Origin of the sequence: Cohnella lupini (genome assembly GCF_003386205.1) — a bacterium.
GTDB classification, from domain to species: Bacteria; Bacillota; Bacilli; order Paenibacillales; family Paenibacillaceae; genus Cohnella; species Cohnella lupini.
Genome location: NZ_QRDY01000004.1, coordinates 336,930 through 349,966 on the forward strand (window position 1 = coordinate 336,930; position 13,037 = coordinate 349,966).

Annotated in this window: 8 protein-coding genes; all 8 read right to left on the bottom strand. The window is 48.3% G+C overall.

Annotated elements, in window-relative coordinates:
• Positions 1-32: 32 nt before the first annotated feature.
• The 8 genes from DFP95_RS10440 to DFP95_RS29610 all read right to left on the bottom strand — a co-directional run bounded on the left by DFP95_RS10440 (position 33) and on the right by DFP95_RS29610 (position 12,977).
• A complete protein-coding gene (locus tag DFP95_RS10440) occupies positions 33-1,721 on the bottom strand; it encodes a methyl-accepting chemotaxis protein (protein ID WP_115992552.1) in 1,689 nt (562 codons plus the stop codon).
• A gap of 198 nt (positions 1,722-1,919) precedes the next feature.
• A complete protein-coding gene (locus DFP95_RS10445) occupies positions 1,920-3,227 on the bottom strand; it encodes a hemolysin family protein (protein ID WP_245987522.1) in 1,308 nt (435 codons plus the stop codon).
• A gap of 628 nt (positions 3,228-3,855) precedes the next feature.
• Positions 3,856-4,827 carry a hypothetical protein gene (locus DFP95_RS10450; protein ID WP_115992553.1) on the bottom strand — a complete coding sequence of 324 codons (972 nt, stop codon included), beginning with the start codon at positions 4,825-4,827 and terminating at the stop codon, positions 3,856-3,858.
• On the bottom strand, positions 4,788-5,363 hold the full coding sequence (locus DFP95_RS10455) for an RNA polymerase sigma factor (RefSeq protein WP_245987523.1): 576 nt from the start codon (positions 5,361-5,363) through the stop codon (positions 4,788-4,790). The genes DFP95_RS10450 and DFP95_RS10455 overlap by 40 nt, the downstream gene beginning before the upstream one ends.
• A 202-nt stretch (positions 5,364-5,565) precedes the next feature.
• Complete coding sequence (locus DFP95_RS10460; RefSeq protein WP_181907346.1) at positions 5,566-7,191, bottom strand: response regulator transcription factor; 1,626 nt, start codon at positions 7,189-7,191, stop codon at positions 5,566-5,568.
• A gap of 27 nt (positions 7,192-7,218) precedes the next feature.
• Complete coding sequence (locus DFP95_RS10465; RefSeq protein ID WP_115992556.1) at positions 7,219-8,922, bottom strand: sensor histidine kinase; 1,704 nt, start codon at positions 8,920-8,922, stop codon at positions 7,219-7,221.
• On the bottom strand, positions 8,915-10,420 hold the full coding sequence (locus DFP95_RS10470) for an extracellular solute-binding protein (protein WP_115992557.1): 1,506 nt from the start codon (positions 10,418-10,420) through the stop codon (positions 8,915-8,917). Before DFP95_RS10470 ends, DFP95_RS10465 begins: the two co-directional genes overlap by 8 nt.
• A gap of 148 nt (positions 10,421-10,568) precedes the next feature.
• Complete coding sequence (locus tag DFP95_RS29610) at positions 10,569-12,977, bottom strand: LysM peptidoglycan-binding domain-containing protein (RefSeq protein ID WP_115992558.1); 2,409 nt, start codon at positions 12,975-12,977, stop codon at positions 10,569-10,571.
• Positions 12,978-13,037: the final 60 nt, after the last annotated feature.

Consider the following 13,037-nt stretch of genomic DNA (forward strand, 5'->3'; position numbering starts at 1 on the left):
CTCTGAAAATTGATTTTCACCGGTAAAATCAACTATATCTTGAACTTGGCAAGCGACTTCTGCAGCTCGTTCGAAACCTCGGACAATGATGCCGATGAAGAGCCAATCTGTTCAATCGCTCCCAACTGCTCTGTCGATGAAGCAACCACCCGATGGGAGCTGGAACTTGTAACATTGGCAATTCGTGCAATTTCGGAGACCGAAGCCGTTATTTCTTGAACGCCCGCCGAGATTTGTTCAGCCGTTCCTGCCATCTCTTCGATTTGAGATGAGATGCGAACGTTTGAATGCACAATTTGGTTGAAATTACGATCAAGTTCATGAGCAAAATCAATTCCGGTCCGAACTTCGCGGATCACTTGGGCCATGGCGTCGATAGAGCGCTTCATGTCACTTGTCATTTCTTGGATTAAATCCGCAATACGGTCTGACGAGAGTCCGGATTGCTCCGCCAGCTTTCTAACTTCTTGAGAGACAATCGCGAATCCTCTGCCTTGCTCGCCCGCTCTGACCGCTTCAATGGCGGCATTCAGGGCCAATATGTTCGTTTGCCCTGAGATGGCTCTAATGTTTTGAAGGATTTCGGCAATCGCTCTCGATTTATCGTCAAGTAATTTGATTAAGTTATCGGTTTCTTGAACGGAGTGATTAATGGCGTTCATCTGCTGGACCGTTTTATGAACATATTCTCCGCCTGTCTCCGCCTGGACCTTAGAAATTAGCGCAGACTCCGAAATGCTGGAGGCATTCTCGGCGATTCTCTGTATGCCGATCGAAACTTCTTCCATCGCTTTCAAGTTTTCTTCCGTACTGCTGGTCTGAATCTCTGCACCTGCCGCTACTTGCTCGATGGATGCGATAATTTGTTTGGATTCTTTGGTTGTCTGCTCCCCGATCGTCTTAAGCTGCTTAGATGAAGCAACGACCTTCTCCGATGATATGAGAACAAGTCTGCGGGAGTTGATCCAGCAAGGGCTGAATGCATTAAAACTCGTGCCTAGCTTGCCGATCTCATCGCCGGTTTTATCCTTAATGATTGTTGTAAAATTACCTAAACCCGCGTTCTCCATCGCATTGGAGATCAGTCCGATTCTCTTCTTCATCCTTCTTATGTACCATAAGATTAATAAAATAGAGACGATGATTGCCGCTCCAATAACATAGGTAAAGTTCTTGATGAAAGAAGAAATAATGCCATTAATCACATTTTGCGGAGCACCGATGTAAAGAATGCCTATGATCTCGCCATCCGCGTTTCTGATCGGTTGATAGGCCGCCTGATAGATTTGCCCTACGACATTAGCCTCGCCGTAGAAATTTTCGCCTTTCTTTAACACCGCATCGTTGATCTGCTCGGAGACCGCGGTTCCGACTGCTCTTTGACCCTCCTTCATGACATTCGTAGCCACTCGTATATCCGCTTGGAAAATCGTTACCGTATCTCCCGTTATGTTTCCGATCCCGTCAACGATATCAGAATTTCCATTCATCTTCGTGTCGCCTTTGAATAGGGAACCACCCTTGATCTCCCAATCACCCGGATATTTGTAAATTAGAAGCTCGTTAACCAGTTCCAAGTCGCTTCTGGCCTTCTCGACGGCGAAAGCTTTAATCCCGTTCTGCATTTGACCGATCGCGACGTACGCGATAACCGTCGAAAATGCCAGCAATATCCCAATCACAATTAGACTGATTTTGGTCCCGAAACTCCAATTCCTCATGCTTATTTACTCCTCTCAGATGTGAAAAACGATTTGCAACAATCAATTAAACTACGTGATCTCGATTAAGCTTTATATATATCGACAGCGATTGAATAAACAATAAGGCGAGATGGGAATTATCCTAATCGTTCTCCTAAACAAAACCAGCCTCCCCCAACGGAATCGTTGGTAAGGGAGGCTGGTTTGTTAATTTGATTAATTATATTTAATAATTTCCATTTTGCGTATGCGGTACTTATCTTTTTCTCGAATAATGAAAGAAAACGATTCGTGACGCCACTCGATCCCCGTCTCGAGATCCGGCTTTCTGTTATATAACCAGCCTCCGATCGAATCAACGCCGTCGTGTTCGAGATTAGTGCCTAGTTGTAAGTTAATATCGTCGATAGATGTTACCCCTTCCACTAAATAACGATTATTCCCTAGCGATTCGATAGGCTTCTTCTCGTCGTTATCGAATTCATCGCGAATCTCTCCGACGATTTCTTCCAAAATATCTTCGATAGTAATTAACCCCGATGTCCCGCCATATTCATCAAGCAATAATGCAATATGAACATGTTCCTGCTGCATGTTAAGTAACAGAGATTTGACTGGTAGTACATCCGGGACCGACATTACCGGCTGTATAAGCGACTTGAAATCGAAGTTAGGATTATTATCGTAGTTCAAGAAGAACTGTTTCGTATTCATAAACCCTACGATATGGTCTTTGCTTTCCTTTGCGACCAGGAAACGGGTGTATTGCTCTTTTTTAATAATTGCTATATTTTCTTCGAGGGTCATGTCTTCATATAAACAAACGATATCCGTACGAGGTACCATGATTTCTCTGGCCAGCAGTTCATCAAACTTAAATATCCGGCTAACGTAACCATATTCCGTCTTATTGATTTTCCCGCTCTCGTAACTCTCCGATAAAATAATCTGAATTTCTTCTTCCGAGTGCGCATTCTCATGCTCGCTTGCCGGCTTCATCCCGAATACTTTTACTAAAGCGTTTGCCGAACCGTTCAGAACCCATATAAAGGGATACATGACTTTATAGAAAATAATGATAAGCGGCGCCGTAACGAGCGATATTTGCTCCGCCTTGTGAATCGCGACCGTTTTGGGTGCCAACTCGCCTAGCACCACATGTAAGAAGGTAATCGACACGAATGCAATAACGAATGAAAGAATGTGGCCGGCGTTATCTCCTACTCCGAATTGTTCGAATAAGGGATATAGGATCTTCTCTACCGTGGGTTCCCCCAACCATCCAAGTCCTAAAGCGGTAATCGTAATACCGAGCTGACATGCGGACAAATAGCCGTCCAAATTACTGGTTACCGTCTTCACCGCAATGGCGTTTTTCTTACCTTCATTCACCATCTGATCGACTCGGCTGGAACGCAGCTTGATAATGGCAAACTCCGTTGCTACGAAGAAAGCAGTCAATACAATTAAAATAGCGACTAAAAACAAATTAAGTAACAAGGCTGCCGTCTTTCCCTTCATCATTGTTTGTAACCTCTTAATACGTATGAAACATGCGATTGTATTCATTTATTTTGGGAATCGATGCGATGCACCGGCTAATTGGAACTCATGCATCTATCTAAACTATAAACACGCCAATCGATTGATAAACGGATTTTAGCAAATTAACCTGAAGTTACATTTTTGATAAACAACAAACAAGCGGCAAGTAAAACGGCTTCGCCGTCCATCACTTCGAGATTAAAGCATACTTCCAGTAAGACTTGATCAAAAGTAGAATGGTAATCATCACTATTGGAGTTATCAAGCGCTTTTTCAATCAAAGTAGGATGAAGAACATCGCTATAGATCGAATTTATGAAGGAAATAGAACAAACGGAGACCAATAGGAATAAAAAGCATCTTTATCCAGCTTTATTTTTGAACGAGCTTCAAAAATACACTGAAAACCATCGTATTTGATAGGGATGACTCAGTCCCCATCTCACTCCTGCTACCTACCTAAGTATTAACTTCTGATCACAGCAGTTAATGGTCTCGCCGGCATTGGGACGGTAAGCGGCATCTAGGTCTGCTCGTTTACAAGTAAACGGCTCCGCGTCCTTGGACGGTAATAACCGTTTGTATAGAGCTACCAGATTAAACTGGGTCATACCCCATTTTCGATTAACTCTTCCGCCAGCAGAATCAGATTTTCCCGGCTTAGTATGTGTTCCCCGTATGTCGTAAGCGTATAGTATGCATCCCTCTTCTCGTCGTACCAGTTGAGATAGTGATAGCTACCTTTTTCTTTCTTTACATCGTTGTAGACGGCGGCCCTGCCTGCAATTGTAAACTTATCTGTTTGGTTTTCCGGTCCTTGCTCTACCTTCATATTACCTCCCTGCAGTAGTATCATCTGGAAGCTGACGTAAGCGCGTCCATTGGCATATGTAGCACCTACAGTGCCAGCTTCCGTCCACGGAAGCGACTTCGCGAAGAAACGTTGCCCTGACTCCGCATTGTTCGCCTGATTCATCAGTTCGCCAAGCGTTTGCCTGTAAACAGCCGAACCTGCCAAGGGATATCGGGGAGTCACGTCGCCGTATTTTAATGTATATCCTCCGGTTTTCTCTGGTAGTATCGGCACCGAGGTCCGGCGCATCTCCTTTACAAAATCCGAGTAGGACGTAAACCGCCGTAGCTTATATGCGTAATTCATCGGATCATTGACGTTTGAAGCGTCTTCGTCGTTCAGGCCATTTACATAATAAGCGACCATCTCGCCCGGCTTCGCTGAATTGAGTGCTTTCCATTGATAAGGATTCCACTGAGCCACCGGTTTCGGAGCAGTGTTATCCGGCTCGTATTGGACTTTGACCACGCCTGCCGCATTGCGAATCTGGATCCACTCCGAAGCGGCGTAAGCCGACGCGGAAACAAGCAGCGCCGCAAGCAGCATCGTCAGTGCTCCCGCTCGGCTCATGAGCCTAAACCCAAGCCCGGAACCGCCTCTGCTTCGCCTTCCGATGCTGATCCGCTCCATCACCCGGTCTTTGACGTCGATAACTGGTAGCCTTTCATCGCTGGCGGCAGCCTTGATCAGATCTTCGTAATCATTTCGGATTCCGGATCGTTGCACGAAAACCCCTCCTTTGTCATCGTTTCCCGAACTTTCGATTTGATTTTCTCCATGCGCTTATGCAGGGCATTGGGGCTGATGCCTAAAATGCTACTCATTTCCACAAAAGTGCGCTGCTCGAATACCCGCAGAACTAGCAAATTGCGGTCCTCCGGCGGCAGTCTCGACAGAGCTTCGGCCAACGGGTAGCTGTACAGCCGCTCTTCGTATTCCTGCTCAGCTCCTGCAGCATCTGACCCAGGCCTAAGAATACGCATTGCCAACCGATGTATTCGGCGTCTGCGCAACATATTGAGACAATGGTTTCCCGCGATGCGATATAGCCAAGACGAAAAGCTTGCGGCAGGCTTGTACCGGTGAATGGACTCGTATGCTTTAACCAAAATATCTTGCACTGCATCCTCGGCATCCTGCTTATTCCCGAGCAACCGGTAGCAGTAGCGGAAAATATGCTGCTGAAAGTTCTGGACGATTAGCGCAAACTTCTCCCGCTCCCCATTCTGCACGCTGAGGATTAGCGTCTCTATGCGTTTCATTTCGTTTTCATGCTCCTGTGACGTAGCTGCCACCTCCTTAACTTGTTTTATACTCTATAACACACAGTGCCTAAAAAAAGTTCCCATCCCCATGATCGTCAAAACCGATTATAGTATTAATCAGCCCATTACATTGGAAAAGGCAGCCGATTATCGGCCGCCACGTCTTTATCAAACTATCATTCCCAGTTAGGGAACTTGACTAAATTTCGCTATTCTTGTTCTTGAAATCCTGAGGCGTCATTCCGAAGTGGTTCTTAAATAACTTGATGAAATATTGGGGCTTCTGATACCCTACCTCTAATGCGATTTGACTCACTTTAAGATCCTTGCTCTTAAGGAGCTGCACGGCTTTATCCATTCGTAACCTCAGAACGAAAGTAGAGAAGTTTTCGCCGCTTTCCTGCTTGAACAGGTTGGATACGTAAACGGGATGCAAATGCACGTAATCGGCCACCGACTGCAACGTCACTTCGCTTAAGCGCTCCGCCACGAAACGATATACCCGGTCCATTAGTTCCGACCGCAGATTGTCGGAACGATTGTTGCTATAGGCTTTAAGCAGGTTAAAACTGACCAATGCCCACTCGCGCAACGGCACCGCGCTCCAACTGGCATCCGCTTTCAGCAGCATGTCGATATCCCTTCCGAACACCTCGAAAAACCGTTTCCCTTTTTTATGAACGTAATAAGTGAAGGTTTGGAGCAAGGCCGTATAGATTTCGAATCCGTATTCGTTCGCGTTGCCTGCTTGATTGTCGAGTTCGTCGAAGATCTCCGTTAGCTTTTGTTCGAACGCGCTCCATCGCTCGACATCGATCAACTGCATAAGCGTGGGCGTTGCGTACAGAGAAGACAAAGGCCGAAGCTCGATCATCGTCTGGTCTTCGATTACGTTCAGGTAGCTTTCCGTCTGATACCCGATAAAGTCCGAATACGTAGATAACGTCGCGCGGTACATCCCGACCAAATCGCGAACGATCTTTCCGTGATGGCTTACGACGATCGACACTTTCATTTTCAAGTAGAGCTTAATTTGATGTTGCACGTGTCTGGCAAGATCTTCGAGGGGCATGACGTTTTCCGGATCGCCCCCCTTTGCGCCTTCCAGAGGTTGAACAAGCATGATGAAGTAATCGTAGGGATCCTTGCATTGCCAAATGCGATAATGTTCGGCAAACACCTCTTCCGTAATGTTGCACAAGGCGTATTCCAGAAGAGAGACGCTATACAAGTCGGTATTCGAATAATCTTCTTCGACCCTGATGCAGAGCAAGGCGGCGGATTCGTCCAATTCGAAGTTCAGATCGTACAGGCGAATTTTCTCCTTTAAGGAAGGCGCGGGAAAGGTTTTCCCTGCGAGCAAGTCCAGTAATAACGATTCGCGAAGTCTTGGCAAGCTCTCGCGAAACATATTGGCGCTTTTCTGTTGATCGACGAGCTGTTTGCCTTCCTGTTCGATCTCGGAGATGAGTCTTCGCAACGTTAGTTCAAGCTCGTCATTAGGCACGGGCTTGAGTAAATAGTCGGAAACGCGATTCTGAAGCGCCTCTTTCGCGTATTGAAATTCGTCGTGACCGGTCAGGATGACCGTCTTTAAATTGCGGCGCTTTTCGTTGATGCTGGAGATGAGTTCAAGTCCGCTCATTCCGTTCATTTGGATGTCGGTTACGATAATATCAATGGAATGATAGACTAGCAGTTCCAGTGCTTCCTCCCCGGAGTACGCCTTGTGCACCGCGGTAATCCCCATTTGCTCCCATGGAAGAGCTATCGCCAGACTATCGACCAAATGCGTGTGATCATCCACAAGCAAGATTTCGTACATAGACATCCCCTCCTTCCGTCCGCTTTCCTATTCCTCACAATTCCAAGATAACTCCGCGCTTACGCCGCCAAGCGACGATTCCCGAAGAACAAGCCCCGAACCATCGCCGTACATCAGCTTCATCCGTTGATGCACGTTTTGCATGCCGGATTCGATTTCCTCGTTGTTAGCCGACCGAATGCGAACGTTCATCGCCTCCATGGCGGACTGTTCAATCCCGACGCCGCTATCTTCGACCGTTAATCGCGCGTGAAGACCATTCATTGTTCCCTTGATGCGGATCATTCCGAATCCGCTTTGATTTTTGAAGCCATGCAAAATCACGTTTTCCACGATCGGCTGCAAGATCAAACGCGGAACTCTCATCAGCAGCATGTCGGGCTCGACTTCAACCTCGTACTCGAAACCGTCCATTAGCGAACAATTGATTTCTAAATAATGGGACACCATGTCCAATTCTTCCTCGAGCGTGGCCAGCTTCTTCCCGGTCTTCGTCGTGTAGCGGTAATACTTGCTCAAGTTCATCGTCATCGCGATCGCCGCTTCCTTCTCGTCCAGTTCGATCATGCTCTTAATATAGGCGAGCGTGTTGTATAGGAAGTGCGGATTAATTTGCGACTGAAGCTGCTTGAGCGTGGCTTCCTTGGAGCGCAACTGCTCCTTGAAGACGTCTTCGATCAATGCTTCGATCCGCGATGCCATCGAGTTAAAGCGATCGTACAAAAATCGAAATTCTCCTTTCGGCCTGTCTTTCATCCGGATGGAGTAGATGCCTTTCTCGATCAGGTTCATGCTTTGCATGAGTTTGCGGAATGGAATCTTTACGTTACGATATACAACGAATGCGAGAAACATAGCCATGAACAGCATCATTGAACTAATGGCGTAAAACATCGTACGATTGCGTTCGATCGGTGCCATGATTTGCGAGATCGGAACATAATCAACGACGTACCAACCGAGCGAGTCTACCTTTTCATAGTGGATTTGATAACTTAAATGGCCTGCCTTGCTTAGAAAATATCCATCATCCATAGGTAATTCAGGTTTGAATCCGGCTAGCAGTTCGTCTATTAACTTTCGATCCGAAGAATAATTGTAAATCGGAGCTCTGCCTGGCTGGTACAGAAACGGATCGCCGGAGCCGTTAGTTTTGAAATCGGATAAGGCGCTTTTGATTTCCGCCACGTCCATTTTTACGATTACCCGCATATCGGAATCGTCTTGCGAGCCGGAGCTTCGCGGATAGGATAATACTTCCATAAAATACGACCCGGCCGGATCCTCGAAATATTGCCATAACATATCCCCGCCGGGCAGGCGCGACGGCAAAGCGTTCAGGCTCGAATTGCTTTTAATCACGTTTCCCGCCTTCGGATAAGAGACGGCAATGACGGCTTTCCAATCCCCATACCCGGCAAGGCGATTGATCTCCTCGGATACCGTTCGAACGGTTCTGTACTTCTGCAGAACATCGCCGAGTAGATCCGGATACGCCAAATTACGAACGTCCGTACTCTCGTAAAGCATTTTCTGATAAGTATCCAGTTGAAACAACGTATGATCCAGCTGGCTCGCGAACGTCTCGATCTGGTTTTGCTTGACCTTCATAATTTCATCCTTCAGTAAGCCCACGCTTGTCCTGTTGGATATCGCGTACAAAATCAGAATCGGAGTTAGCAATATAAATAGCGTCGATGTCACCTTCGCGAATATGCCGAAATTATTCATGCTCGTCCCTCGTTTTCTTGCGGAAAGCCTCGTACTGACTCCGTACTTCTTCGTAAACCCGATCAAGACCTGCTTTCTTTAAGGAATGAATAGCATCCGCGTACCCTTCGTCATAGCCGACGAGTCCGAAATTGATAGGTTCGAACTTTTCTTTATAAACGGTTAATACCTTTGCCAGTTCGCTCTTGACGGGTTCCTCGTTAAAATGAAAGCCGAACAGTTTGGAGATTTTTGCGTTATCGTCGTTTCTCAGCATGTCGTCGACCAATTTATCGTCAACGAACGTTGGCGCGGTAAAATAGTTCGTGTTTCTCCACATCCACTCGTACATGAGCTGATCGTTCGTAAGGAGCCTGATTTTTCCGTTATCGATCTCGTAATCTTTGCCTTCTACGCCGTAAATGATATACATGTAGTTTTCCTTGCTTTTCAGAATCCAGTTCATGAACTTCATGGCGCGCTCGGGGTTTTCGGCGGCGACAGGGATCATATAGGCCTCGTTGCTAGGCGCGGTAATATATTTGGGCTTGTTAGGCGACAAATAGTACTCGCGAAGCCTTGCTTTAGGATCGGCTTTCTGGGCCGTCTGCCAATTTTCCATCGCGCGCGAAACCGCGCCAACGCGAAAGAGCAGTTTTCCGGCGTTTTCTTGGTCGATCTTGGCTGCCGGATTACCGACGAGGTTTTTATCGATTATCCCCTTAACCACCCACGACTCGCGAAGCTTAACGGTCTGTTTATAAAGCTCGGACTCCACGTAATTAACGAGTTCTCCCGAATCTTCGTCTACCGCGAACAATTGACGCTCGTCCAGCATCGTATAGTTTTTGTCCGTAATTTCTCTCCATAGAATGTCCAGGCCGCGATCCGTTTCCAAATAGCCGTAATAACTGGGATCTTTGCCATGCATTTTTTCATAGAACGCTTCCAGGTCGGCGATCGTTCCGATTTCGGTCATGCCGACCGCTTCAAGCAGATCCTGGCGAACGAGCACCGACGTAAACTTGCCGGCGGACGTGAACGCCTGGGACGGAATCGCCCATTGCTTGTCTTCTATACGATGAAGCTTGAAATTCTCGTTTGGAATGTTCGCGATCAAATCCGGGCCGAATCGTTCGAGCAAATCGTCTAGCGGCTGAATGTAGCCTTGGGACATATAACCGGAAACGAAGGGAGTCCCGTACCAGAATAAGTCGTACTTTTCTCCCGTAGAGAGGATCATTTCAAGCTTCTGCTGATAATTCGCCCATGGGATATAGGTCAAATCAAGCTCCATATTCAAATCTTTCTTCAGCCTGTCATTGAGTTCGTTATCCACGAATTCCCTCATACGCGGGGATTCGTCTCCGGGCATAATCATTTTCAGCTTAACGAACTTGTCCATACCGCTCCCGAACGAGGAGGTAGCTTTCTCCTCATTCCCGTTGCCAAAGCACGCGCTCAAGAAAGCGCCTACAAAGACGAGCATCGAGACGGCGAATACCGTACGTTTGCGCATGGATGCAGATCCCCCATTTTATATAGTAATTTCAGGTTACATGATTCCGCGCGAATCGAATAGACCCGCAATTCAAGAATCGATGCCCTAAATTTAAGAATAAAAAACCTCCACCCCGTTTATGGCGGGATGGAGGTTATCGCTTCGTTTATTCCGGCAACTTCAGCGTTTGTCCGGGATATATCAGATTGGGATTCGGCAACCGGTTAAGGGCTTGGATGCGTTGCCATGTCGTGCCGATACGTGACGCGATTTTGGACAAGTTGTCACCCGCCCTCACGACGTATTCGCCGGAACGGCTTGCCCCGGAGACGGTGACTTTACCCAGCTTCAGCCAACCGTCGGCGGATTGGTCTTTGTTCGCGAAACGGAACTTCACGGCTTTGGAAGTGGTCTTCTCTAACGGGTTCACGACTCTCAAATAAATGTCGTAGTCTCCGGAAGTCAGTTGCGGCTTGAAAGACCCTTGCCACAATACGTTATGATTCCCGTTCGCGTCGTTAGGCAATATTCCGCTTAATTTCCAATCGGTGCTCCAGGTTTTCACTACTTTGTTCCCTACTTTGGCGGATAGCTCGACCTGCCAGTCGTAATAGAACGGAGCGACTCCTTTATTCTCTACTTCAACGCCGATATTCAGCGAGCCGTTGGAGTCGTTCAAATAGGATTTTACCGCCGAATACTCGTAGCCTAAGCTGCGGGAGCCTTCTTGGGCCCGCCCGAGAGCGACCGGCTGCAACGGAATTTGGAACACTCCTTGATTCATCATGAAGGAGGCGTGCGTGAGATTGACGGCGTCGTAAAAATCTTCGCCTTGAGCCCCTTCGATCGGTTTAACGGGATCGTTATACTTCGGAGGATCGTTATTCCACATCGGCACTTGGATTTCCGGACGCATCTCTCCTCCCATCGGGCGCGTTTTCCAGAAATCCGTATCCTCTGCGGTGATCGCTCTCCCCCAGAAATGCCAATCCTGCCCGCCCATGCTAGTCGGCAAGGTTTGGAATGCGAACGAATCGTCATGATAGCCGATGTCGTAATTTTTGGTCTGAAACGTTTCGTTCGCTATCGGGTTTCGCACGACGAGTCGAGTTTGGTCGAAGGCGTCGTCCATGGCGTCCAACACCTTCTTCTGGTTCGCTTCTGAAGGCATCCAGTTCGCCAGTCGAACCGTTTCGCCTTTGTCGTCTTTCAGTTCCTTGCCGTCGGCATCCGTCTTCGGCGTCCATCCGTCATAAGGATACGTATGCCATTCGCCCCAAAAGCCGATCAACCCGACCATGATGAAGCCGACGCGCGGATCTCCGTCATAACGTTCGCCAAGAGCCGCCGAGAACTTCTCGATGGCCGAGACGAGGTTCGGATCGTCCCAATCGGGCGACACGCTGGCCGTTTCCTTCCCGTTCTCGAATTCGGTATATGCTCGCGTCTTCAACCCTCCGTCAAGCAAAAACTGCGGAATACCCGAGGGTTTGTTGGGATAATCGATATAAAACCGAAACACGGCTTGATGTCCCCGAGAAGCGATATCGTTTAATTGCTTGTCGAAGTGAGACCAATCGAACTTATCGATACCGAGCATGACCGCGCTTAGCGGTTCGTAGAAAAACTCCAGGCTGTAGGGCATTTGGCTCGGCCGGTCGCGCCAGTCGTCTCCTTCCTTGAAGAAGCCTTCCTTGCCGGCGTCCAGAAACGGCATGAAGCCTTTCAGCGGATTATCGATCGGCGCTGGTTTATAAGCCAGCTCTTGCGTTCCCGATGCGGTCGCCCAAACCGGAGCTTTCGGCGCTTCCGCAGGTTTAGGTTTAGCCGGCTCGGCCGGCGGCGTTCCGCCGTTGCCGTTCGACGATGTAGCCCCATAGAACCCGGCGTCGTCGATCTCTATCGTATTGCCTTCATGAGCGGAAGGGTTATACCCGAATTGAAGTCCGGTCAGACTACCAGAGTCGATGACCGCGGCACATGGGGTTTGATCCCCGCCGCATTGCCAGGCTGCTTGATTGAACTCGCTCCACGCGATACGAACATTGCCCTTGAATCCGGCATTGATATGCAACGAGCCTGCATTGAACGAAGAGGGCTTCCATTCTCCATCCGCCGCCGACAGCTGCGCGGTACCGCTCTGCTTCAAATTGAACGCTCCGTTAGGAACGTTCGTCTTCAGCTCCATCCCCAGATCGAGCGGCTTCCCGTCGGCTGTCTCGTTATTGAGCCAGAAGGTGATGCCTTCAAAGGAAGAGGCGTCGCTTTGTTCTTCCGCGATCGGATGCATAACGTTCGCCCATGTCGCCGTTTTGTCGACGACCGTCAGCTTCAGCGTCTTGCTTCCGCTTCCTTGCCCGATTCCGATCGCGACGGATCCAGCCTTATCGGACCAGTCTAATTTCCATGCGGCTTGCAAACCTTCATCGTTCCCATAGCTCTCGTAATCATCTAACACGGCGGGTGCCGCTCCCTTTGCTGCCCATACCGCGGGCTGTGAATACCCTGAAGAGACGACGGCGATCGCAAGCGCGAATATTCCAGCCTTTTTACTAAACCAAGCTTTCTTCCCCAATGCCCTCAACCCTTCCTCTATTTAAGATGTTATTTGCGCGAAGCCTGGATGCAATCGTAC

Bases quoted from the DNA above. Each gene is read 5' to 3' on its own strand.
- DFP95_RS10440 (WP_115992552.1), bottom strand. From the start codon at position 1,721: ATGAGGAATTGGAGTTTCGGGACCAAAATCAGTCTAATTGTGATTGGG.
- DFP95_RS10445 (WP_245987522.1), bottom strand. From the start codon at position 3,227: ATGATGAAGGGAAAGACGGCAGCCTTGTTACTTAATTTGTTTTTAGTC.
- DFP95_RS10455 (WP_245987523.1), bottom strand. From the start codon at position 5,363: ATGAAACGCATAGAGACGCTAATCCTCAGCGTGCAGAATGGGGAGCGG.
- DFP95_RS10460 (WP_181907346.1), bottom strand. From the start codon at position 7,191: ATGTACGAAATCTTGCTTGTGGATGATCACACGCATTTGGTCGATAGT.
- DFP95_RS10465 (WP_115992556.1), bottom strand. From the start codon at position 8,922: ATGAATAATTTCGGCATATTCGCGAAGGTGACATCGACGCTATTTATA.
- DFP95_RS10470 (WP_115992557.1), bottom strand. From the start codon at position 10,420: ATGCGCAAACGTACGGTATTCGCCGTCTCGATGCTCGTCTTTGTAGGC.